Below are 23,191 nucleotides of genomic sequence, written 5' to 3' on the forward strand. Positions count from 1 at the left end.
GGCCCGCTACCCCTTTGCCGTCCCGGCCGGACACCAGGGCTTCAAGGCTAGAATGGCCGCATTGGCCTTATCGGCTAAAACCCACCTCCTCTTCCGCCTTTCAAGGTTGACCCGCATGAAGAAAATCGGATTCCTCTCTTTCGGTCATTGGACGCCGTCACCGCAATCGCAGGCGCGTTCCGCCGCAGATGCACTCTTGCAATCGATAGATATCGCCGTAGCCGCCGAAGAGCTCGGCATGGATGGCGCTTATTTTCGCGTTCACCATTTCGCACGCCAGCTGGCTTCGCCGTTTCCCCTGTTGGCTGCCATAGGCGCCCGGACGAAGCGAATTGAAATCGGCACCGGCGTGATCGACATGCGCTACGAGAACCCCTTGTACATGGTCGAGAATGCCAGCGCGGCCGACTTCATATCCGGGCAGCGCCTGCAACTGGGCATCAGCCGCGGATCACCCGAGCAAGTCATTGAGGGTTGGCGCTATTTCGGGTTTCAGCCGGCCGAAGGGCAAAACGATGCCGACATGGGGCGCCGTCACGCCGAAATCTTTCTGGACCTGCTGCAAGGCGAAGGCTTTGCACAACCGAACCCGCGCCCCATGTTTCCCAACCCGCCAGGGCTCTTGCGCCTTGAGCCGGTGTCTGAAGGACTGCGCGACCGCATCTGGTGGGGCGCCGGCTCGAATGCGACGGCTGTCTGGGCCGCCAAGCTGGGCATGAACCTGCAAAGCTCAACCCTCAAGAACGATGAAACCGGCGAGCCTTTGCATGTTCAGCAAGCCTCGCAAATCCGGGCGTACAAAGCCGCCTGGAAAGAGGCCGGACACACCCGAGAGCCACGCGTTTCGGTCAGTCGCAGCATCTTCGCACTGGTCAACGACCAAGACCGCGCCTACTTCGGCCGCTCGGGCCAAAATGAAGACCAGGTGGGCTATATCGATGAGAACACCCGCGCCGTATTCGGCCGCGGCTATGCCGCCGAGCCCGATGTACTTGTCGAGCAATTGAAGCAAGACGAAGCCATCGCCGCGGCCGACACACTTTTGTTGACGATACCTAGCCAGTTGGGAGCGGATTACAACGCGCATATCATGGAGGCCATTCTTACCCACGTCGCCCCCGCCCTTGGCTGGCGCTAAGAATGGCTACAATTCAGCCTATGAATTCAACACCTCCCGCAGCTTCCGACAAACTGCCCGCCGAAGGCGCGCAAAACGACACCGCGCAAGCGCATCCCGGCTCAGGCCATATCCGCAGCTTCGTGCATCGGCGCAGCCACATCACGGCAGGCCAGCAAGAAGCGCTCGACCTTCTGCTGCCCAAGTGGTCCGTGCCATACCGGCCGGCGCCGCTGAAGTTCGAGCAGATATTCGGCCGCGAAGCCTCCACCATTCTGGAGATCGGCTTCGGCATGGGCGAAACCACGGAAAAAATCGCGCTGGCTCGCCCAGACGACAATTTCCTGGGCGTCGAGGTGTTCAATGCCGGCGTGGGCTCGATGCTCAAGCGCATCGAGGCCTCGCAACTGCAAAACGTACGCATCATTCAGCATGACGCGGTAGAAGTGGTGCGCGACATGATCGCGCCAGACTCGCTGGCGGGCGTTCATATTTATTTTCCCGACCCCTGGCCCAAAAAGCGCCACCACAAGCGCCGGCTGGTGCAGCCGCCATTCGTGCAATTATTGGCCAGCCGCCTGAAGCCGGGCGGCTATATACATTGCGCCACCGACTGGGAGCACTATGCACATCAGATGCTTGAGGTACTTGGTGCAGAACCATTACTGGCCAACACCTGCGAAGGGTTCTCGCCCCGCCCCGATTTCCGCCCACTGACCAAGTTCGAAAATCGCGGATTACGCTTGGGTCACGGCGTGTGGGACTTGATCTTTACACGCAAGGCCTGATATTTATAGTATTGAGCCGCAAGGCCGCTGATTTCCGGAGAGCTTCATGAACATTACTCTGAACGGCAAGCCGCACACGCTGCGCCAAGATCGCAGCGTGGCCGACCTTGTGCGCAGCCTGGGTTACGAAGGCAAGCGCATCGCGGTGGAACGCAATGGAGACATCGTGCCAAAAAGCCAGCACGCGCATACCGCGCTAAATGGCGACGATGTTGTGGAAATTGTGGTGGCGGTGGGCGGCGGCTAATCGCTGGGCGCCGCACATTTATCTGCAGTAAAAGCCAAACCGCCTTCGGCTATCTGCGAAAGCCGCCAAAACCGCCGCCTCCGCCGCCCAGGCCTTTTAGCCCGCCCATGGTGCGCATCATTTTGGCCATGCCGCCTTTTTTCATCTGCTTCATCATGCCCTGCATCTGCTCAAACTGGGACAGCATGCGGTTGACTTCCTGAACAGGCACCCCGGCGCCCGCGGCAATGCGCCGCTTGCGCGAGGCTTTCAAGAGCTCTGGCTTGGCGCGCTCGGCGGGGGTCATGGAATTGAGTATGCCTTCGGTGCGGCGCAGCTGCTTTTCTGCCTGGCCGCCCTGTATCTGCGATGCCGCCTGGGCGAACTGCGCCGGCAGCTTTTCAAGCATGGAGCTCATGTCGCCCATCTTCTTGACCTGCTGCAACTGCTCGCGAAAATCGTTGAGATCGAAGCGGCTGCCCGACTTGATCTTGGTGGCCAGCTTTTGGGCTTCGGCCATGTCGATGTTTTTTTGCGCCTGCTCGACCAGGGAGACGATATCGCCCATGCCCAGAACGCGCTGGGCCATGCGCTCGGGGTGGAAAGGCTCGATACCTTCGAGCTTCTCGGATACCCCCACGAACTTCAGCGGCTTGCCGGTAACATGCCGCACCGACAACGCCGCGCCCCCACGCGCATCGCCGTCAAGCTTGGTAAGCACCACCCCGGTAAGCGGCAGGGCGTCGGCAAAAGCCTTGGCGGTGTTCACGGCGTCTTGACCCTGCATGGCATCGACGACGAACAGCGTTTCAATGGGGCGCAGCAGATCGTGCAGGGCGCGAATTTCGCGCATCATGGCTTCGTCTATGCCCAGGCGGCCCGCCGTATCGACGATAAGCACGTCGTAGTGATGGCGCTTGGCATGATCAAGCGCGTTCGTTGCGATGGCCTCGGGCTTTTGCGACGGGTCTGTCGGCAGAAAATCGACACGGGCTTGCGCAGCCACGGTCTTCAATTGCTCGATGGCCGCCGGACGATAGACGTCGGCACTAACGACCAGCACCTTTTTCTTGCCCGATTTGCGCCCGTTCTGCACATGGCCGCCTTCGGCAAGCCACTTGGCCAGCTTGCCTGTGGTGGTGGTTTTACCCGCCCCCTGCAGGCCTGCCATCAACACCACTGCCGGTGGCTGCGTAGCCAGCGAAAGTTCGCCCGCTTCGGCGCCCAGATCGCCTCCCATCAGGGTGGTAAGCTCGGTGTGAACCACGCCGACCAATGCCTGGCCGGGGTTGAGACTGCCCACGACGTCCTGGCCGAGCGCCTTTTCCTTGACTCGAGCAATGAAGTCGCGCACCACGGGCAGGGCCACGTCGGCTTCAAGCAAGGCCATCCGCACTTCGCGCAGCATCTCCTGCGTATTGGCCTCGGTAAGACGCGCCTCGCCACGTATCGTCTTGACGACACGAGACAGGCGCTGAGTCAGGTTTTCTAGCATGGCAATCTATCGCTTAAACTAGCTGGTCGGAAAACCGAAATAAGAAACGGTTACCGCCAAGCATTAAAATACAGGGCTATTAGGCATTATGCCTTAACGCCTCGTGGGAACTGATCCGATCTATGTCTGCAGGCATTGTATTTCACTCGCTCGCCGCACTGGCTTATGGCCTTTTGGCGATTTCACTGTGGCAACCGCTTAAAAGCGGAGACCCGCAAACCAGTGCGGGCATGCTTCGGCGCGCCTGCCTGCTGGGCGCCATCGTGTTGCACGGCGTGGGGCTGTACATGGCCATATTGCAAAGCGCCAGCCATTTATATCTGGGCTGGGCCCTGGCCCTTTCGGCAGCGCTGTGGCTGGGCATGATCGTATTCTGGCTTGAGAGCCTGATCATGCGCATAGACGGCCTCCTGCTCATTTTACTCCCGGCGGCGGCCATCGTCTCGGCCGGCGCAGCGGTCTTCCCCCAGGGCCATTTGGTCAGCAACGCGGCAAACGAATGGCTGCGCATCCACTTGCTGATCGCCCTGATGGCCTACGGCCTGACCTTCGTTGCGGCCCTGCAAGCCCTGCTGATGGCGGCACTCGACCGCTACCTGCATAGGCCGGTCGAACAGGTGGGCGAGCGTGGCTCACTCAGCCGCGCTCTCGACGCCATGCCTCCGCTGCTGGTGCAAGAGCATTTGCTGTTCCGCCTGATCTGGATCAGCTTCGTTATCCTGACGCTTACCGTCATTACGGGGGCCATCGTGTCGCAGCGCCTGTCGGGCACCCTGTTTCCGCTCGACCACAAGACAATATTCACCCTGCTTTCCTGGGCGACCTTCGCCGTATTGCTCACCGGCAGGCACCTGCGCGGCTGGCGTGGCCGCAAGGCCCTGCGCTGGACGCTGGCCGGCTTTGCCTTTGTAATGCTTTCATACAGCGGAAGCTGGTTCGTCATTGATGTAATTCTGAACCGAGGATAATGTGGGAAAACTGCTTCTATGGGCCATCGTCATCCTGGCCGCCCTGATTGTGGCTCGCATTCTTGCCCGCAGCTCGGCCGTCAAACATGGCGATGCACCGCGCGCCGGCTCGCTGCCGCGTAAAGCACCGCCTCCGGCAATGGACGAGCCCGAATCCATGGTGCGCTGCGCCCATTGCGGCATCCATATGCCGCGCTCCGAGGCTTTGCTTGTAGACGGAGAAACCTGGTGCAGCGGCGAACACGCCAAGCTGGGGCAGCGCCGATGAAACTGGCTGAGACAGGCGCCGTGAAAGTACCAAGTGAAACGGCGGCCCGACACGAACGCGTCGCGTCCGAAAACAAACGACATGCCGACGCTCGTTCTTGATCGGCGCGGATGGCTCAAGCCCAGTCTGGGCGTACGCCAAGCGCCTTCGCCCAATTGCGACGCCAGACCGGCCGACACCGAGCCTCGTCTACTCGTTATTCACAACATCAGCCTGCCGCCGGGCAAGTTTGGCGGGCCTGAAATCATCGACCTGTTTCTGAATCGGCTGGACTATTCTTCCCACCCCTGGCTGGAGCAATTGCGCGGGCTGACCGTGTCCGCTCATTTCCTGATACGCAGAGACGGCGGCATCGTGCAGTTCGTTTCCACCGACAAGCGCGCCTGGCACGCGGGTGCATCCCACTTTGAAGGGCATGAGCGCTGCAATGACTTTTCCATCGGTATCGAGCTGGAAGGCACAGATACGCTGGCCTACGAAGATGAACAATACCTAAGCTTGAAACGCTTGACCCAGGCATTGAAAAACCAATACCCGCTAGGGGCGGTTCGAGGCCATGAGCACATCGCCCCCGGCCGAAAGACCGACCCCGGGCCGGCCTTCGACTGGAATCGCTACGGCCGGGAAAGCGGCTGGTTCAGGCGGCAGATGCCGCCTGTACGTTAAGTGCCTTTTAACCCAACAGCAGTTTGTTCATCCGCTTGACAAAGCCGGCGGCATCCTCAAGCTGCGCGCCTTCGGCCAGCATGGCCTGGTCCAGCAGCAACTGCGCCCATTCATCAAATACGTCGTCCGGCGCCTCGTTGATGCGCGAGACCAGGGCATGCTCGGGGTTGATCTCGAGTATGGGTTTGACTTCGGGCGCCTGCTGGCCGGCCGCTTGAAGCATGCGGCGCAGATGGGGGCTGAGTTCGTCGGCATCGACCACCACGCAGGCAGGCGAATCGACCAGGCGTGCCGTAACGCGCACCTCTTTCACCCGCTCGCCCAAGGCTTTTTGCAAGCGCTCAACCAGCGGCTTCATCGTCTCGGCCAATTCGGTCTGCTGCTTTTTCTCTTCCTCGTCGGCCAACTGGTCTAGATCAAGGCCGCCCTTGGCCACCGACACCAGTTTCTTGCCTTCGAATTCATTCAGGAAGGACAGCATCCATTCGTCGACGCGCTCGGACATCAACAGCACTTCAAGGCCCTTCTTGCGAAAGATTTCCAGCTGCGGGCTGTTGGCTGCCGCCGAGTGGGACTCGGCCGTAATGTAGTAGATGGTGTCCTGCCCTTCTTTCATGCGGCCCACGTAATCGGCCAGCGACACCGACTGCGCGGCGCTGTCAGAGTGGGTAGAGGCAAAGCGCAGCAGCTTGGCGATACGCTCGCGATTACCGGCGTCTTCGCCCGTGCCCTCTTTGAGCACCTGGCCGAACTGCTCCCAGAACTGGGCAAACTGCTCGGGCTGGTTCTGGGCCAGGTCTTCGATCAGCGACAGTATCCGCTTGGCCGAGCCCTCACGTATGGCTTTGACATCGCGGCTTTCCTGCAAAATTTCACGCGACACGTTCAACGGCAGATCGGCCGAGTCGATTACCCCGCGCACGAAGCGCAGGTAATTGGGCAGCAATTGCTCGGCATCGTCCATGATGAAGACGCGCTTCACATATAGCTTTACGCCCCGGCGTCCTTCGCGATCCCATAGGTCCATAGGCGCGTGCTTGGGCAAATACAGCAGCTGCGTATACTCGCTGCGGCCTTCGACACGGTTGTGCGTCCAGGCCAGAGGGTCGTCGAAATCGTGCGCCACATGTTTATAGAACTCTTGGTATTGCTCGTCGGTAATGTCAGACTTTGACCGCGTCCATAGCGCGCTGGCCTGGTTGACCGTTTCCCACTCGTCGGTCTTTACCTGCTCGGATTTTTCGCTGTCCCATTCTTCCTTGCGCATCTGCACGGGCAAAGAGATATGGTCAGAGTAACGGCGCAGCACTTCGCGTAGCTTCCAGCCGCTCAAGAAGTCGTCTTCGCCTTCGCGCAGGTGCAGGGTTACCGACGTGCCCCGTTCGGGCTTGTCGATCTGGGCCACGGTGAATTCGCCCTGACCGTCTGATTCCCACTGCACGCCCTCGGCAGCGTCCAGGCCGGCGCGTCGGCTGCGCACGGTAACCTTGTCGGCCACGATAAACGACGAATAAAAGCCCACGCCAAATTGGCCGATCAGGTGGGCGTCTTTTTGCTTGTCGCCGGTAAGCTGGGCAAAGAATTCTTTGGTGCCCGAGCGGGCGATGGTGCCCAGGTTGGCCACCGCCTCGTCGCGCGACAGGCCGATGCCGTTGTCGGAAATGGTGATGGTACGGGCTTCAGAGTCGTACTCGACCCGTACACGCAGCTCGGCGTCGCCCTGCAGCAGCTCGGGCTTATCAATTGCCTCAAAACGCAGCTTGTCGCAGGCGTCAGACGCGTTGGACACCAGTTCACGCAGGAATATCTCTTTATTGCTGTACAGCGAGTGGATCATCAAGTGCAGAAGCTGCTTGACTTCGGCCTGAAAACCCAGGGTTTCGGAAGAGGTATTAGTGGATTCAGCTTGGCTCATTGTCTACTCGAAAAAAACAAAAATTTATTAAAGATCAGCACACTAGGCCCGTGCGTGACGCAACGGCGGGCCCTTGCGCGAATACGCGGTCTAAACCGCAGCAAAAAAAACCGTCACCAATAAATAAGGGCAACCCTTCTTTTTTCAAGCCCTCGTGGCGCCGCCCTACTAAATTGTGGCGTCTTGCGCAACCAAGAAATTCCACGCGCTGCGAGGTTGTTCGCCCAACAATGAGCGCGTATAGTTGCCACAAAGGAAGGCTTCACTGCCGAAAACGCGCCATCGTTTCAGCCCGGATGCAGCTTGCTATCAGGCAAACATCGAATCCGGCAAGGCATGGCGCATGAACTAAAAAAATGGGGGGTTCACTGTGCAATTACGCGTCCTGTTTTCGATATTGCGTACAGTCGGCTATGCCGTGGTGCTTCTGATGATTGTGTCCATACTTTACGCAAGCGCCACGGGCATTCGTTACTGGGCCGGCATCGGCGTCTGACAAAGGGGGCACCATGAATAAGCGCCAAACAAGAATCTTCGCCATTGCCTCCACCGCCATCGCCAGCCTGCTGTTCCTGATTCTTACAGTAGACAGCCACCGGCAGTTCCCCAAGCTGACCAACTCGGAAAACATCACCGACCAGGTGGTGCGCGGGCAAAATGTATGGCACGCCAATAACTGTATCAACTGCCATACGATCTTTGGCGAAGGCGCCTATTACGCGCCCGACCTTACCAAGATTACCCAGCACAGGGGCACGGCCTATCTTACGGCCTTCATGAAAGACCCATCGCAGTTCTACGACGAACAGCGTCACCGGCGCCTTATGCCCAACCCCAACCTTAACGACCAAGAGATCGCCGACGTTATCGCCTTCATGGACTGGGTGGCCAACGTCGATAACCAGGGATGGCCGCCGCGGCCCATTCTGGTTACCGGGGGCTCCATACCGGGCACCGAGCTTAGCATCGCGCAGCAGAACGTGTCGGCGGACACCACCGGCGTCGAACCGGCCAACCAGCCGCCCGGCTCGCGTCCGGTGGCCAGCACCAACGACCCCATCGCCCTGGGCCAGGCCCTGTTCCACGAAGCCGTTCCCACCTGTGCCGCGTGTCACTCGGTGGCGCCTGGTGTGAACCTGGCCGGCCCCACCCTGGCCAATATGGCGGCCACCGCCCAAAAGACAATCGACTCGCCCGAATACACGGGCAAGGCCACCACCGTCGAGGAGTTCATCCGAGAATCCATTGTAGAGCCCAGCGCCTACCTGCATCCCGGGCCCATGTATTCAGCCAATGGCGTGTCATTCATGCCGCCGTCATATGGCGACGACCTGAGCGAAGAGCAGATCGACCATCTGGTCGCCTATCTTGCCTCGTTCAAGTAAACATCGCCTACAACTGAATAGCCCATCGGAAACTGGAGCCGCCATGCGTTACAAAACCCAATCCGTCGCTTACTGGTATTTCGCGCTTGCAATGATTCTGTTCGGCCTGCAAATGGTCTTTGGCCTGCTTTCGGCAGCCAAATACCTGGGCCCAGACCCGCTGCTGAACATCATGCCGTTCGACGTCACCAAAACCATTCACACCAACCTGCTTATCGTTTGGGTGCTGACCGGCTTCATGGGCGCCACCTACTGGATCGTCGCCGACGAATCGCGCACCGAGCTGTACAGCCCCAAGCTTGCCTACATACAACTGGTGTTGTGGGCCATCATGGGTGTCACCGCCGTCATCGGCTACTTCTTCGGCTACGGCACAGGCAACAAGCTGCTCGAGCAGCCGCTGCCGCACAAGATCGTCATCGTCATATGCATGCTGATCTTCCTGTACAACATAGGCATGACCATCAAGCGATCAGGGCGCTTCACCACCACCGAAGGCGTGCTGCTGCTGGGCCTGGCCAGTTCGGCCGTGCTGTACCTGCCCGCCCTGCTGCACTACGAAAACTACGTCGTTTCCATCTACTACCGCTGGTGGACCATCCACCTATGGGTGGAAGGCGTATGGGAAATGATCCAGGGCGCCTTCCTGGCCTACCTGCTTATTCGTCTTTCGGGCGCCGACCGCGAAGTGCTTGAAAAATGGCTGTACGTAATTGTGGGCCTGGTGTTCATCGCCGGCATCCTGGGCACGGCCCACCACTACTACTGGGTAGGTGTACCAGCGTACTGGCTGCCGCTGGGCGGCTTCTTCAGCGCGCTCGAGCCTGTTGCACTAGTGGGCATGGCTATGTATGCGTACTTTGCCATCCGCCGCTCGGGTGTGCGTCACCCCAACCTGCTGGCCCTGCACTGGACCATCGGCAGCGCCGTGTTCACCTTGTTCGGCGCGGGTTTGCTGGGCCTGGCCCATACCTTTCCGGCCATCAATAAATGGACCCACGGCACCTTGATCACCGCCATGCACGGCCACGCGGCCTTCTATGGTGCGTATGTAATGATCATTCTGGCGGTCATCACCTATGCCATGCCCACCATGGTGCGCAATCGCAGCGAGGCCGGCAGCAGCGTGGGCTATTGGGCCTTCTGGCTGCAAATTTGCGGCATGTTCGGCATGACCCTCTCGTTCGCCACCGCCGGCATCGGCCAGGTCTATCTTGAGCGCGTACTGGGTATCGGTTATCTTGATGTGCAGCTGAAGATTCAAGTGCACTTCCTGATGCTGGTTGCCACGGCTTCCATCTTCGTCATTGGCGTGGGCCTGTTCATCTGGGATTTCTTCCGCCATGCGCCCATACTGGACGGCGAGGCTGAAAACCACAACGACGCTGATGCCGTTCCAACAGGCCAGGCAGGTTCGCCTCCCTTGCATGACACCCGCTATGCCGGACAGCGGTCAACCTAGCGTGCCAATGAAGCATCTCGACAACACGGTCGCCCGCCTTGCGCCGGGCGACCAAGAACCCTACTACCTGGCTCAGGGAAACGAAATCACGCTTTTCGAGCAGTGCCACCAAAACCGGCTGGCCGTCATGCTTAAAGGCCCCACCGGTTGCGGCAAGACGCGTTTCGTAGAGTACATGGCCTGGCGCCTGGGCCGCCCGCTGGTTACCGTTTCCTGCCACGACGACCTTACCGCCGCCGACCTGATCGGCCGCTTCCTTATCCGGCACGACGACACCATATGGCAAGACGGCCCGCTGGCCACCGCCGTGCGCCAGGGCGCCATTTGCTATCTGGACGAGGTGGTCGAGGCCCGGCAAGACACCATCGTGGTACTGCACCCCCTTACCGACCATCGCCGCATACTGCCCATAGACAAGACCGGCGAGGTGCTTGAAGCCCCGCCCAGCTTCCAACTGGTGATCTCGTACAACCCCGGCTACCAGCGCATGCTAAAAGACCTGAAACCCAGCACGCGCCAGCGCTTCGTGGCCCTTGATTTCGATTTCCCCCCCGCCGAGCGCGAAGCCCAGATCGTCGCCGCCGAAAGCGGCATCGACCCCGCCCAGGCCACCGCGCTGGTCGCCCTGGCCCACAAACTGCGGGCCTTTCAAGACCGCGGCCTGGCCGAAGTACCCAGCACCCGGCTGCTGGTCGCCACAGCCGGCCTGATGGCGCATGGCATCACGCCGCGCGAAGCCTGCTATGCCGGCCTGGTTTCACCGCTTTCCGACGACGCCTCGCTGGTTGGCGCCATGCGCGACCTGGTCGACCTTAGCTTCGCCTAAAAGCTGTCATGGCCGAAGCCGAAGACGTACTGCAGGACGCGGCCCGACACGCCACCACCTACGCCCGCAGCCTGTGGCTTAAACATCGCGGCCCCGCCAACCAGCCCCGCCCCATCGTGTTGGCCCAGGTTGCCGAGCGGCTCGACCTGCTGATCAGCGCCGTCTTCGAACAAACCCACGCCTTGCGTCTGGCCCAGCCGCCCGCGCCGCCCACCATGCTGACGCGCTTGTTCCGCCGGCACGACGTGCATCAATGGGGGCCGGGCGTGCCCGCCACCGATGGACATTCCATCTGGCTGCCCGTCGACGTAACCGCAGTTGATATGCCGGTTGCCATATCGCGCTATCGGGCCATGGCATTGCAACAGGCCACGCGAGCAGTGCGCGGCAGTGCTTTATATGTGCGCGAGGCGCAAAGCGGGGCGTTAACGCAGGCGGCCGGGCAAAATCACACGCCAGGGCAAGATGCACTGCTAAAGGTGCACAACCCCAGTTGGGCGCCAACACGTCTCGCGCCCATTGTGCGCGCCGTGTATGTCTTGTTGGAGGCCCAGGCAGCCGATATGGATCTGTTGCAGCGCCTTCCCGGCGCAGCGGCGGATATTGCCAACCTGCGCCAATGGGTACTGGAAACCACCCTTGCCAAGCCGCCGTCGCTGTCAGCCGTGGGCGAAGCCATTCAGGCATTAAAGCTTTCTGCCTTACGAACACCACCCGCCCAAGCCGCAGACGGGCTTCCCTACTGCGCCACGCCCGAATTATCTTTAAGCGCCGCGCACGACATTGCCCTGCGCCTGGCCTCTGCGTTCCCCCACAAGAAACTGCCCCAGCGCAACGCCCTGCTTCACGACGCCTGGACCGGCGACCTGTACCCGACCAACGAACGGGCGTTGCTGGAACAGGAAGGCACAGCCTTCGAGCAAGACCCAAACCAGACCCCCCCGCGCAGCGCCCGCATGCCGCGCCGCCCCAAAGAACGCAAACCAGACGAGAACGAAGACGAAAAGCGGGGCCAGGGTACCTGGATGGTGCAGACCGGCCCCCCCCTGGAACAGGCGGAAGACCCGCGCGGCATGCAGCGCCCGGTGGATCGCGACGAAGACACACCCGCCGAAGAGTTCGCCGACGCCTTGTCGGAACTGAACGAAGCACGGCTGGTTTCCACCCCTGGGGCCGCCAAAGAAGTACTGCTTTCCGACGACCCGCCCGAAAAGCGCAGCCTGCACAAACCCAAGCCGGTAGATTCCCCCGCCCGCACCCTGCATTACCCCGAATGGGACCACCGCCAGAGCGGCTACCGCCACCCCGGCGCAGCAGTGCATTTGCTGAGCCCCCAGCCCGGCCCACAGAAATGGGTGAACGAAACCCTGGAGCAATACCAGACCGTGCTGGAAGCCATACGCAAGCGCTTCGAGGCCCTGCGTGCCGAACGCCTGTGGCTGAGACGCCAGATGGACGGCAACGAAATCGACCTGGACGCCTATATAGAAGGCCGGGCCGACCTGCGCGCCGGCCTGCCCATGCCCCAAGGCCTATATAGAACACAGCGGCCCGAATCGCGGGACCTTGCCATTACCTTGCTGATAGACATTAGCGGCTCGACCGACTCGTGGCTGACGGCGAACAAGCGCATCATCGACGTTGAGCGCGAAGCCCTGCTGCTGGTGTGCATCGCCCTGGATCGCCTGGGCGCACCCTACTCCATACTGGCCTTCTCGGGTGAAGGCCCCCAAGGCGTCACCGTGACAGAAGTAAAAGCCTTCGCCGAACCCTACAGCAACGACATCGCCCTGCGCATCGCCGCCCTTGACGCCCAACACTACACCCGCGCCGGCGCCGCCATGCGCCACGCCACCGCGGCGCTGATGAAACAACACGCACAACATCGCCTGTTGCTGCTGCTTTCCGACGGCAAGCCCAATGATGTGGATCAATATGAAGGACGCTATGGCGTCGAAGACATGAAGAAGGCCGTGGACGAGGCCAAGATGCAGGGGATTTTCCCGTTTTGCCTGACCATAGACCGGCACGCCGCAGGGTATTTGCAAAGCATTTTCGGCTTGCGGCAGTACGCGCTGCTACCCCGTGCCGAAGCCCTGCCTACGGTGCTGCTGGATTGGATGCGCAAGTTGGTGGCGCAATAGGCGCCCGTTGGTGCCGCAATGAACGCACTAATGTGACCGACAACCCAGCCGGGCGATCGGGTTTCCCCTGATGCCGTAGGTGGCGGACTGCTGAAGTAAAAAGATACTTGATGCCGGCCCGCTTCGCCTTCAGAAACCGCGAGCGCAAGAGCCTGGCCGGCCCCAACCACTACGTAGCGACCGGCCAGGCACTACTCCCCTCATGCACGAAGCGCTATCGTGTGCTTTCTTGAATCTTCTCGCCGCCGCGCTCGATGTCTTGGCCCGCGCCATGAAACGTATTCTTGCATCCCGCCAGCGCCGCCAGGGCGAGAATAATAGGCAACCAGATTCGTGTTTTCATGTGTTTCTCCTGGATAGACTAGGTTCAAAGCGCCGCTTTTGAACAAGCGTTCACGCTTAGCCAGTGGAGTAGCAATTTGCGGGCCTGAAGGAGGGAGCGGAGGGGGCGGTCAAGGGTTAAACAAGCGTGTATAATTACGCCTTTCCTGCCACGCCCGGCGTTCAGCCAGGCGACCCATTCAATGCCCGGGTGGTGAAATTGGTAGACGCAGGGGACTCAAAAATAGGTACTTCTACCTATTTGCACTATGAGTTCAATGCTCACCAAGCCGCATGGGATAAGGGTTTGCAGGGATTTGTAGCTTCTTTGCGAAAACATTGATTTTCGCTCTAGGAGCCAAATAGGAGCCAGACCAGTTCATACTAGTTCCTAGCAGGTGGTAGTAAGTAGTAGTGAAGTAGAACTGCTTCACAATTTTGCCCGGGTGGTGAAATTGGTAGACGCAGGGGACTCAGACCAAATTTGAGCCCTCCGAGGGAAACCTCAGAGGTGAAGCCCGTCAAACTCGGTGAAGGCCCTGGACGATAAGTCCGAGCTAATGCCGAGCCAAGCCCTGGAGCCGAAAGGCCCCTCGGAAGGTGTAGAGAGCAGACGGCGGGCACCTAAGGCTGAAAAGCTATGGTGAAGGCGTGCTCCAGACCACGAACGTCATGCTTCGGCATGGCGGCGGCGAAAGCCGAAGTGGGAAGAAAATCCCCCGCCGCAAGGCGTGCCGGTTCGATTCCGGCCCCGGGCACCAGTTTCGAAAGGCCGTCTCTGTTCGCGCAGAGACGGCTTTATTATTTTTGTCGAAGTCGATCAGCTCGGAATTCTATACAAGTATGTGCAGGGATTCTCTAGAAAAAGCAGGGTCGACTCATTCAACCAGGGCACCGGCGGAGCCTCGTGGGTTTGAGCCAGCCAGTAGGTTAGTGTCGGTAGGTTGGTTGACTTCAACGCGTAGAGCCGAGTAGACTGATTCAGCGCTGGCACGCGCTCGACACCGTCTCACGAAGCTCCTAGAGCAGTGCTTATTGATTCTTTTCGGCCGATGCCTTCATTCCCGGCCTATAGCAGTGGCGACGGTGACGCTGTGCATTAGGCTTTAAGGATCGAAGCGCATGAATATCGCCAGCATTCGGCCGTCTTCCGTGGACGGCATTAAGCAACTCGCTAAGAAAATCTGCCGCGAGCATAATACCCCTCACACTCACGCTCTGGATGAAGCCAGCCGTCAGGCTGGATTCGAGAACTTCATGCACGCGAAGCGCCATCTTACTCGCGTGCTCAAGGCAGAAAGGTTTCCCGTTTTTCTCTCTGTACATTGGTATGCGCCGCGCCTGCGTCACGGTGAACGCCGGCCTGGGGAAATACGGGCCGGCCGCGAGATCTTCCGTGTAGATCTCTCCCGGCCGCTGCCTGGTATCGTGGCCAAACACCGTGTTGGATACGGACGTGGACTTCATGGATTTCGAATGGAATACGAAGATCATTTGGAATATCGGACCAATGTGGAGGGGCGGAATGCGGCGCGCGAACTTTTGCTTTCGGCAGTGCGGAGCCTCTACTTTATGGAAGCGACGGGCCTGCAGCCAGTGTCAACAAAGCGGTACGATGCTATCGCACAAGCCCTGACGGAATTGCCTGGGCGCGACCACATGTCAGATTGGTTCGACCCAGCGACCGAAAGCTATGTGTGTCTCGATGAGCCTTATGCGGCTGCAATTGAGAACCGCGCAGCGGAACGAGAGCGTTGGCTTGAACGCAATGGCCTAAAGATGATCACGCCGCCAGGCTGGGAGGGTATTTACTACGCTGGCGAGTGTACGCCCTTCCTGATCAGCCCTGATGGAGCACTGCTGCAACGTGTCACTCGTGCGTTGGCTAAGATTGAGGCCGCTAATAATCCAGAGGTTTGGCCGTACGAGACGGGAATGTGCAACGACGATTTCGTCAGCCCTAAACGCCAAGCGGATGCAAAGCCACGTCGGCGCCGCCCAGGCCCGTCTTGGGTGGATCACAATGGCGCCACGCCCTATGGTGGTCAACCGGGCATCTCCTCCCGCTGGCGTCCAGCAAAGGCGATGCCCTTCCCCCTGCACCAGCAGTTGGGGCCGCTGGTGCAAGGGCTAGCCTCTTCCACGACTTTTTCCTTACGTGTTCATCGAAAATTGTCGGGCGTGCGATCTGATCTAGAGGACTGGTCGCTCATGGAGCACAAAGACCAGCTGGGCGATGACGCTTACGACATCTATTATGGCGGCCGTATGCTGATTGGCAATTCAGAGGCCGAACTTGTGGAAATGCTTTCGATGGCACGGGCCATCGTCGAGCAAGGTTATGCCGACTGCAAGCCACGGCGTCAATTGCTGACCGTTTTTGAAGTGGCTGCCAGCGAATTGGAAAAATCTCGGCTCAAGAATGCTGGGTTCAGCACGAAAGTCCAGAGTATCCTAGCTGCCACCTGACGTTAAGCTCTCCCACAGCCACTCCCCTGCCCCCGAAAGGGGGCAGGCCCTCCCACACTGCGGATCCAACAGGGAGCGCTAGCAGGGCTATCCGGGCTCAGCGATTGCTTCGTCTGGCCCATGTGGTCACCGTCCTGGCGGTTTTCCGGGGCGGCCAGCTCGGCGCCGACTCCCAGCAGCGTTGTCAGTACCACACCGCCAACGATGCGGCCCCAATGCTAGTCCACGTCATCTTCCAGGCCGGCATAGCCTGCCGAGTCGGTGCCGATCAGGTTATCCAGTGTGAGCGAGGACGTATCGGGCAGGATGATACGGTTCCACACGACTTGTACCCGGCTTCGGCCGTAGCTCACCTGGCTGTTGTAGCGGCCCAGGATGCGCGAGCCTTGCGGAATCAATAGATACTTACCGGTCGCGGAGTCATAGACGGGTTCTGTCACAGTGCCGATGACATGGCCGGAAGATCGGACTTGACACATGTTACCAAGGCGGCTGAAATCACTGTACTGAGTCACCCTGGATCCAGGGCGATTCAAACCACTCAAAATAGCTGACGAACGACAACTCACAGCGAATAATCCCAGCATCGTGAGGCTGATAATTTTCAGGGATTACTTCTTAAGCGTCAGGCGAGGCCTACCACCTAGCGTAGGCAAGCGACTTGCTTCTGATTGCGTCTTTAGTTCAGTGAGAAAATGGGTGAAACCCCGTACGATCTCCCCATCCTCATCCTCATGCTCAGTAATGACAGAGTCGAGCCGAGACTCCATGCGGGAAAAGACCAACCGACTTGCAACTGCGACATGTTCCGGTACAGATGACAGGTAGCCGATCGGCACCGCCACAGCGTGGTGCGCTAAGTGAAAATGAAACATTGCACACACCAGCGTGTCTGGCACGATCAACAGTTCCAAACTCCCATCCATCAATGTGACGTCCGTTGCCAGGAGACGTTTAAAATGATTCTTGTACATATGCAGCCTCTCTTTAGGAAAGTGCCGTGGCTTCAGCACTGCCGCATACACCCCCGATGAGGTAGCGCTCTCTTCTTTGGGCTTGAGCAAGCTATCGATCTTTATCGCCAACTCTTTGGCTTTGCTTGTGCGTGCCCACAATGATGATTGCGGTGCCCACCATAATGCCGATGTCGGCTTAGACGCGGAAGCCTGTTGATGAATCTCAACATCAGAGCTTTCCACGTTCGATGAAGACGACTCCTTCTCTATCTCAGCCGAAGGCATAGCAGCCTGAATACGCTCTATCAGCAAGTCTGCATTGCGCGGCAAGTACATTGCACCCAATATCGGCACCACACGTTCATCGTTAGCTCGTACAAGCCGGCTCAGGTGCACATCTTGGACATATCGGCGCAAGTCAAAACTATCAGCAGTGACATAGCGTTGGAGCAACGCCCCATCAAAGACTTCAATAAATTCTCGAAGGCGCTCATTTTCACGCTTTTCGTAGTCGGCCAAAGCATCTGTAATTGCCTCCGCAATTTCCAACCGATTGCCAAAGTCCTCATCATCTATGTCCCGCCGTAAACTTGTCTGACCATCAAGGTCAAGTTGAAATTTGCATGACAACGGGATACTAAAGCGCTCACCGGCATCAATAGCACTGATTTTGTAAATCTCGGCTTTGTCCTTGTTGCAAATTTGGTGAAAATTCTGCTGGAATGACTGTTCTGCATACTGTTTTGTTCGTGACTGCTTATCGACATTACGCATCGCCAATTCAACCTGCCAACTCACCCGCTTTAGGCGACTCGGGCGCCCCGCCGGGTTGAAACTGATCAGATCGAATACCACTTCAGCACTCCAGTCCTGGATCTTGAAAAAGCGCGGCAAATTATCAGAACTAGCCGCTTCGAAACGCGCCAAAGCGTAACTGGTAAGCTCTAGATGATCATCGCTCCATTGCAATAGGCGCTCGTCCAGCAACGAGTCGAGCACCGCATCCGTTTCCTTCTTTGAGAAACCGAAGAAGTCCTGTAATTGTTCGGGACTGAGCGTGCCACACACATATGCAATGCGTAGGGCAAATTCAGTGACAACTGGCAATGCTTCCTCTGCGCTGATAGAACACGAAATAGCAAAGCTTTGTGCTGGAATAGCAAACGTGACCTCATCGACTGCGAGATACTCACGCAATTGCCTCTCTTCAAGCGTGATCATATTCGCACTCCTTCTATTTGGGATGCCTGCACCATAGCAAACGCTCGGCCATCGCGATGCTCCTCAATGTGTGCAAGTACCCGACCCATCGGCGACTGCTGGTGACGCTCGCGCCACATACGAGCCGCGCCGACAATCACTAGTCGATCCATGGCACGCGAAATCGCTACGTTCACTCGTTCACGGCTACTCAAGAAACCTTGCACGAACTTGCCATTATTCCGAGTAGTGGCCACAATGATGATCCGGTTCTCCTTGCCTTGATAACTATCGACCGTATCAATCTTGATTAGACGCCTGTAGCCCGTTGCCCAATCCTGCTCACTAAACAATCGCTGTAACAGACGCTGCTGTTCGGCATACATGCAAATGACCCCGATGGGCTTATCATCCTCCGAGCAATCTTTCATCAGCGACTGGATAAAAGCTTCTGTAGTGCAAATCGAGCGTAATAAATCCAATATTTCATGGGCTTCATAGAGATTATCGAAACCCGGCTCCTTGGGTCGGTCATATGATTCCCGCCCAGCATCCGAGGTATCGACCCAGGTTACAACGGCTTGGAGACGTTCCGGCAATGCCTCAAACCAAGCTGGCGGATCACCCCGACCTGGCTGCAACGGCACGGGATAGAAGCAATCGGAGACCAACTGACCGATCGGTGGCGCCATGCGATATTGAGTCTGCAACGTAGCGCCAACCTGCTGACCATAATCAGACTCAAACGCCCGTTCAAAATCGCTGCGTGTTAACACTGAGCGCTCCGAGCACTGCAGATCAGCAGCAATCCGTCGCACTTGTGGCTCTGTGTATAGCGGCGGTAGCTGGCGATGATCTCCAACCAACAGGACTCGCCGGCCCGACTGAATCGCAACTGCTAGCTCCCCAGGAGTGGCGCGGGCGGCCTCATCGACAATCACCCAGTCGTAGCGATTTTTCACAACCCCAAACTGTGACCTTCCCAGTCCCACACAAGTACCGCACACTAAAGACCGTGTCTTCGCAAGAAACTCTTCAAAATTTCCGCGCAATGTACCTAGTCGATCCACCCACTCCTGCGCCATCTCTATGACTTGGTCGAGCTTAGCCACCGCATCGTGCGACGTCACACCGTAAGTCTCCATGGCTGTACGCTTCAGTTGCTCAACGATGTCACGTGGATCTTCTACATCCTGAATTCCAAATTTCTCGATCGCCAACCTCCGAAAACGATCTGAGCGCTGTCCGATACGAGCCGGCAGAGAAGAAAGCTCTTCCTTAGAGACGTTTGACTGCTCCTGCTTGAGCATTAATCGATCGATTTCCCGACGCAAACTGCCAAGATGAAAGTCGATGTCGAACCAAGCTTCCACGAACGCGCTGGGTAGCCCCAGGTTGCGGTTTAACGCAGCAACCCGTCGGCGCATTTCGGAACGAAACAATTCTCGATAAGCCTGCAAAATTGAGGCCGAATGATGCGGCCGAAGTTGCTCCGACACCATTCCCTCGGCGCCAAACCGCACCACATCAAGTGGCAGATTAGTATGCTGGCACAACTCGATGACTTTCTCGGCTGCGGTATTGACCGCCTCATGTGACTGGCTCGCAAGCAGGATGCTTTTTGCACCATGAGCCATCGCATAGTGAATAAACGACGCAATAAACGCTGTCTTGCCCGTCCCCGGAGGGCCTTGAAGCAGACTGAGCGGCCCCTTTGTCCATAGTTTGACGAAAGCGTCACGCTGTTGACGATTCAAGGAAAACACCAGTTTTCCCGAATCATCATAACGATCATACGTATCAAGCTCTTCCTCAGTCGGCGGTGCTTGTAGGTCCTGAGGGGATGGACATAAACGAGGATCGAAGTAGTCAATCAGGTCAGGCAAAACAGACTCGCGCCCTAAGATGCGCATGACGGCCAAATGGCGGCGACGAAATGAAGATAGGTCTTGCTGGCTACGCAACTTAATACGCTCACCCACGCCTGTCTGCATGCGAAAGCGAGTGTTTTCAAGCACAAGGATGGACTGCGTGGTTTCACGGATATCGACGTCACCAATGCGCATCAACTCTCCGCTCACCTCTTGCAACGCCTCGACCTTCGCATCAGACTCATAGTCAAGCGCTTCGCCTTCTTTGTGATAGGGAATACGCAACTTATCGCGACGACCCATCTCTCGCGTTACCGAAGCAACAATTTCGACCTCAGGCAACGTCGCTTCTTCAGCTTCTAGAATCGCACGCCAAAGAGCCTCGGTAGCTGGTACAGCACGCCCTGAACCAGTTATGTTGTCCTCTTCAAGTTCAGTCTGATCTACAGGTTCGTCAAGGCCAAGCATCCGAGCCTGAACCACAGCAACAGCCGAACTCACCTCCGGAAGTGCCAGCAAAGCTTTGAGCAGATCGTCAGCATTGTCTGCCGATGCGGGAAGAAACTGGATATCCGCTTGCAGCTTTGCGCATGCTTTATTAGCGGTATATACAAATTGGCTATGCGGCATTTCACGCAGGCGCAGAGACCTAAACTCGAGCGTTTCAGGTTTGAGAAAAACGAGTAAACGCTGCCGCACTCCAGACACCGAAATTTCCACATGCGACGACTTCTGCCCGTTACGCGGCCGTTCAATCGCGACTCCAATATGGAATTGTCCATTATCACCGTTAAGCGGTGCGCGTGAGGTCAGTTGACGGATGTTCACGACAAAGGAAGGCCCAATGTCTGGTACGGGTGGGTTCAACAACTGATTCAGAGCGTCATCAATTAGATCGAGTGCGTGCACACGCAACTCACGATCAAGACAGCGTCGAATCTCCTCACGCAAAGGTGCTGGATCCGTTTCCCCCCAAGACGAAACGCAGTCCAATAATTCCGCACAAATTTTCGCTACCGCGTAGCAATCGTGCTGCTCCGGTGAGACTGTGCCGTAATCCCCAGGCGCATAGGCTATGTTGTGCGGCTCAACTCCCCCTCCCTGCAGGAGGTCAATGGCATCGATAAAGCGTACTTCACCGGATTCAACTAGGACATTACCAGGATGCAAATCACCGTGCTGAATATCCAAAGCATGAAGATGCCTAGTAGCCTTGACCAGTTGATGGCACAACGCAAGTATGTCTGACGCCGTTTCACAGGCTGCGCCAGCTTCAAATATGCCATGACCATCCACCCAATGCTGGACTAGAAAAGTGCCGGCATCTGAAATGCCAAAATCGACTATTGGAGCTAACGACGTACTTGGCTGAGTTTTTATCAACCATGCTTTGTCGAGAAACGCCTTCAACACATGAGTTTCTTCCGAACGCTTTGGATCTGGACGGCGACCGTACCAGATTTTGACAGAAACCGGTCGACCTCCAACCGTTGAGCGATAAAGATGACTGTTCCCTTGTTTGAGGTTTTCCTCCAAGGGATAAGTCACAATAGGCATGATCTCACTGCGATAAGGCTCAAAGGCGCGCATGTCCACCTCACCTTTGGGCTGCCTGCCAATGGCCAAACCGTTCAGGGCATCGAGCATAACGCGGGCATTAGGAAAACGCGCTGATGGCACCAGATCTAGAGCTTTAGCAAACCAATCGGCCAGGTCTGGATCGCAAGTGATATCAGTTGGCTCTTCCCATTGGAAAATTCCCTCCGCCTGAGGCGGCGGGCTCAAAAACAGCACATGATGCGCTGCGGCTCCCAATAGGTGAACGTCACCTTGAAACGCATCACTCGACTCACCTTGGCCTAGCTCAGAGTCCTCGGGAAGCACAGCCTGGCCCGCCCGCAGGCTGTTACGCAGAGGTCCCACTGTTCCTACTTCGGGAAAATAGGCAGTCAGTAAACCCGAGATAGAGACTTTCGAAGGACGTTCCAGCCACAGGCTATGATCACTAATATCACGGTGCGCCACACCAGCATCGTGCAAATCAGCAAAATGTGACAGCAAAACCTTAATAATGGCCAGGCGATCATTAAAGCTTATGTCTGGACCATGGCGTTGGACGAACTCATTAAGTCTGAGTTGACGTGAAGGTAGCCGATACAGCTCGCAAAAATCAGCGTCGATGTCGTCACGCGTTGGATGAGACAGCGGTTGAAGCACTACGCCATCTAAATACTCGCATTGCTCCTGGATAAAGCCTATGACCTTATGTTCGCGCAACGCAATGCGCGCGCGCTCATCAATGGTATCGGCAATACCAGACAGTACCGAAAAATCCCACCGCCGAAGCAATGCTTCATGACGCTGATCATCCTTCTTTACCGACTTGTACTCCTTGTACAACGCCTTTGGGTGTTGGAAGGTCGCCTCGCCAGCAATCCGAAAATTATTGAAGGAAAAGCCAGAGGGTTTGAAATCACGACCACGGAAAAACTGAGTGAAGACCTGCAGATGTTGATTTGGTTTTCCCGCACACGACGTACTAAATTCCCTCCGGTAGCCGCCTTGCTTAGCTATTTTCAGAAACTGATCGAGTGTACAAACAAACGCTTTCTCATCATCCGGTATTTCCGAGAAATCCGCAGGGCCGCACATTACAACGCGATAATCAATGAAAACCGAGCGGGCAGGCTCCTTAAGTCGATTACGTATCTTGGAAGAGAGAATCTTCCACTTATCCGCCAGAACCTTCACAGGCGAGCGGCCCATGTCTTCACCGTCACGTAGCCAATGATCCTGCATAGGCTCAATCTTGCCACGCCACTTTTTCAACTCGATAAGCAAAAGTCGGTCATGGGTCAGTAATACCAAGTCGATTTCACGATCTCGATACGTCGTATCCATCATCATAAATCCGGCATAACCCTGCCATGACTGACTGAACTCGGATGCGTTGAAGGCCGTGCGCATGCGCTCTAGAGCCTCCTTCTCCGACGCATGAATACCATCACTGCTAATGATGTCTATCTTCATTCTTGAATTCTCGGGATACAGGTCATGTCCGCAACAGCACTACGTTGGGCATTCGAAGCCCCGTGATCGGGAAGCCTAACCACA

17 protein-coding genes and 1 pseudogene are annotated in these 23,191 nt (G+C 57.4%); 12 read left to right on the top strand and 6 right to left on the bottom strand.

Going from position 1 to position 23,191, the window contains the following annotated elements:
- Positions 1-115: 115 nt before the first annotated feature.
- Genes ACIY1O_RS10015 through thiS form a run of 3 tightly spaced genes read left to right on the top strand, consistent with a single transcriptional unit; the run spans position 116 to position 2,152 of the window.
- Positions 116-1,138: an LLM class flavin-dependent oxidoreductase gene (locus ACIY1O_RS10015; RefSeq protein WP_397474956.1), complete on the top strand. Its 1,023-nt coding sequence runs from the start codon at positions 116-118 to the stop codon at positions 1,136-1,138.
- Positions 1,139-1,158: 20 nt separating this feature from the next.
- Complete coding sequence (trmB, locus tag ACIY1O_RS10020; RefSeq protein ID WP_397474957.1) at positions 1,159-1,905, top strand: tRNA (guanosine(46)-N7)-methyltransferase TrmB; 747 nt, start codon at positions 1,159-1,161, stop codon at positions 1,903-1,905.
- A 46-nt stretch (positions 1,906-1,951) separates the two neighbouring features.
- Positions 1,952-2,152, top strand: coding sequence for a sulfur carrier protein ThiS (gene thiS / locus ACIY1O_RS10025; RefSeq protein WP_397474958.1), 201 nt, complete (start codon positions 1,952-1,954; stop codon positions 2,150-2,152).
- A gap of 49 nt (positions 2,153-2,201) precedes the next feature.
- Here the strand turns inward: thiS and ffh are convergent, their stop codons facing one another.
- A complete protein-coding gene (ffh, locus tag ACIY1O_RS10030) occupies positions 2,202-3,626 on the bottom strand; it encodes a signal recognition particle protein (protein ID WP_397474959.1) in 1,425 nt (474 codons plus the stop codon).
- Positions 3,627-3,748: 122 nt separating this feature from the next.
- Between ffh and ACIY1O_RS10035 the strand changes: the two genes are divergently transcribed.
- From ACIY1O_RS10035 to ampD, 3 genes are all read left to right on the top strand, one after another.
- Positions 3,749-4,594 (top strand): cytochrome C assembly family protein, encoded by an 846-nt coding sequence (locus ACIY1O_RS10035; protein WP_397474960.1) that lies wholly within the window; start codon positions 3,749-3,751, stop codon positions 4,592-4,594.
- A gap of 1 nt (position 4,595) precedes the next feature.
- Positions 4,596-4,862: a PP0621 family protein gene (locus ACIY1O_RS10040; RefSeq protein ID WP_397474961.1), complete on the top strand. Its 267-nt coding sequence runs from the start codon at positions 4,596-4,598 to the stop codon at positions 4,860-4,862.
- An 81-nt stretch (positions 4,863-4,943) separates the two neighbouring features.
- Complete coding sequence (gene ampD / locus ACIY1O_RS10045; protein ID WP_397474962.1) at positions 4,944-5,528, top strand: 1,6-anhydro-N-acetylmuramyl-L-alanine amidase AmpD; 585 nt, start codon at positions 4,944-4,946, stop codon at positions 5,526-5,528.
- A 7-nt stretch (positions 5,529-5,535) separates the two neighbouring features.
- Here the strand turns inward: ampD and htpG are convergent, their stop codons facing one another.
- Positions 5,536-7,443: a molecular chaperone HtpG gene (gene htpG / locus ACIY1O_RS10050; protein WP_397474963.1), complete on the bottom strand. Its 1,908-nt coding sequence runs from the start codon at positions 7,441-7,443 to the stop codon at positions 5,536-5,538.
- 370 nt (positions 7,444-7,813) lie between these two features.
- On the opposite strand from htpG, the gene ACIY1O_RS10055 reads away from it, so the two are divergent.
- From ACIY1O_RS10055 to ACIY1O_RS10075, 5 genes are read left to right on the top strand one after another with little or no spacing between them, the layout of a single operon-like run.
- Positions 7,814-7,939 (top strand): hypothetical protein, encoded by a 126-nt coding sequence (locus ACIY1O_RS10055; protein WP_397474964.1) that lies wholly within the window; start codon positions 7,814-7,816, stop codon positions 7,937-7,939.
- A 13-nt stretch (positions 7,940-7,952) separates the two neighbouring features.
- The gene (locus ACIY1O_RS10060) at positions 7,953-8,828 is read left to right on the top strand and encodes a c-type cytochrome (protein WP_397474965.1); all 876 of its coding nucleotides are present in this window, start codon (positions 7,953-7,955) and stop codon (positions 8,826-8,828) included.
- A 43-nt stretch (positions 8,829-8,871) separates the two neighbouring features.
- Positions 8,872-10,290: a cbb3-type cytochrome c oxidase subunit I gene (locus ACIY1O_RS10065; protein ID WP_397474966.1), complete on the top strand. Its 1,419-nt coding sequence runs from the start codon at positions 8,872-8,874 to the stop codon at positions 10,288-10,290.
- Between the two features lie 7 nt (positions 10,291-10,297).
- On the top strand, positions 10,298-11,116 hold the full coding sequence (locus ACIY1O_RS10070) for a CbbQ/NirQ/NorQ/GpvN family protein (RefSeq protein WP_397474967.1): 819 nt from the start codon (positions 10,298-10,300) through the stop codon (positions 11,114-11,116).
- Between the two features lie 8 nt (positions 11,117-11,124).
- Positions 11,125-13,260 (top strand): nitric oxide reductase activation protein NorD, encoded by a 2,136-nt coding sequence (locus ACIY1O_RS10075; RefSeq protein WP_397474968.1) that lies wholly within the window; start codon positions 11,125-11,127, stop codon positions 13,258-13,260.
- 214 nt (positions 13,261-13,474) lie between these two features.
- Here ACIY1O_RS10075 and ACIY1O_RS10080 read toward each other — a convergent pair whose 3' ends face one another.
- Positions 13,475-13,603, bottom strand: a complete 129-nt coding sequence (locus tag ACIY1O_RS10080) for an entericidin A/B family lipoprotein (RefSeq protein ID WP_397474969.1) — start codon at positions 13,601-13,603, stop codon at positions 13,475-13,477.
- 1,100 nt (positions 13,604-14,703) lie between these two features.
- Here ACIY1O_RS10080 and ACIY1O_RS10085 point away from each other — a divergent pair.
- Positions 14,704-16,050 carry a DUF5623 domain-containing protein gene (locus tag ACIY1O_RS10085; RefSeq protein WP_397474970.1) on the top strand — a complete coding sequence of 449 codons (1,347 nt, stop codon included), beginning with the start codon at positions 14,704-14,706 and terminating at the stop codon, positions 16,048-16,050.
- Between the two features lie 119 nt (positions 16,051-16,169).
- Here the strand turns inward: ACIY1O_RS10085 and ACIY1O_RS10090 are convergent.
- From ACIY1O_RS10090 to ACIY1O_RS10100, 3 genes and pseudogenes are all read right to left on the bottom strand, one after another.
- Positions 16,170-16,555 (bottom strand): annotated as a pseudogene (locus ACIY1O_RS10090) (TraB/TrbI/VirB10 family type IV secretion system protein); the annotation flags it as partial.
- A 106-nt stretch (positions 16,556-16,661) separates the two neighbouring features.
- Positions 16,662-18,227 (bottom strand): hypothetical protein, encoded by a 1,566-nt coding sequence (locus ACIY1O_RS10095; RefSeq protein ID WP_397474971.1) that lies wholly within the window; start codon positions 18,225-18,227, stop codon positions 16,662-16,664.
- Positions 18,224-23,107 (bottom strand): AAA domain-containing protein, encoded by a 4,884-nt coding sequence (locus ACIY1O_RS10100; protein WP_397474972.1) that lies wholly within the window; start codon positions 23,105-23,107, stop codon positions 18,224-18,226. The genes ACIY1O_RS10095 and ACIY1O_RS10100 overlap by 4 nt, the downstream gene beginning before the upstream one ends.
- Positions 23,108-23,191 lie beyond the last annotated feature (84 nt).

It is taken from the genome of Pusillimonas sp., from assembly GCF_044464525.1.
GTDB lineage: Bacteria > Pseudomonadota > Gammaproteobacteria > Burkholderiales > Burkholderiaceae_B > Pusillimonas.

Bases quoted from the DNA above. Each gene is read 5' to 3' on its own strand.
- ACIY1O_RS10080 (WP_397474969.1), bottom strand. From the start codon at position 13,603: ATGAAAACACGAATCTGGTTGCCTATTATTCTCGCCCTGGCGGCGCTG.
- ACIY1O_RS10015 (WP_397474956.1), top strand. From the start codon at position 116: ATGAAGAAAATCGGATTCCTCTCTTTCGGTCATTGGACGCCGTCACCG.
- thiS (WP_397474958.1), top strand. From the start codon at position 1,952: ATGAACATTACTCTGAACGGCAAGCCGCACACGCTGCGCCAAGATCGC.
- ACIY1O_RS10035 (WP_397474960.1), top strand. From the start codon at position 3,749: ATGTCTGCAGGCATTGTATTTCACTCGCTCGCCGCACTGGCTTATGGC.
- ACIY1O_RS10065 (WP_397474966.1), top strand. From the start codon at position 8,872: ATGCGTTACAAAACCCAATCCGTCGCTTACTGGTATTTCGCGCTTGCA.
- ampD (WP_397474962.1), top strand. From the start codon at position 4,944: ATGCCGACGCTCGTTCTTGATCGGCGCGGATGGCTCAAGCCCAGTCTG.
- trmB (WP_397474957.1), top strand. From the start codon at position 1,159: ATGAATTCAACACCTCCCGCAGCTTCCGACAAACTGCCCGCCGAAGGC.
- ACIY1O_RS10075 (WP_397474968.1), top strand. From the start codon at position 11,125: ATGGCCGAAGCCGAAGACGTACTGCAGGACGCGGCCCGACACGCCACC.
- ACIY1O_RS10100 (WP_397474972.1), bottom strand. From the start codon at position 23,107: ATGAAGATAGACATCATTAGCAGTGATGGTATTCATGCGTCGGAGAAG.
- htpG (WP_397474963.1), bottom strand. From the start codon at position 7,443: ATGAGCCAAGCTGAATCCACTAATACCTCTTCCGAAACCCTGGGTTTT.
- ACIY1O_RS10070 (WP_397474967.1), top strand. From the start codon at position 10,298: ATGAAGCATCTCGACAACACGGTCGCCCGCCTTGCGCCGGGCGACCAA.
- ACIY1O_RS10060 (WP_397474965.1), top strand. From the start codon at position 7,953: ATGAATAAGCGCCAAACAAGAATCTTCGCCATTGCCTCCACCGCCATC.
- ACIY1O_RS10085 (WP_397474970.1), top strand. From the start codon at position 14,704: ATGAATATCGCCAGCATTCGGCCGTCTTCCGTGGACGGCATTAAGCAA.
- ACIY1O_RS10095 (WP_397474971.1), bottom strand. From the start codon at position 18,227: ATGATCACGCTTGAAGAGAGGCAATTGCGTGAGTATCTCGCAGTCGAT.
- ffh (WP_397474959.1), bottom strand. From the start codon at position 3,626: ATGCTAGAAAACCTGACTCAGCGCCTGTCTCGTGTCGTCAAGACGATA.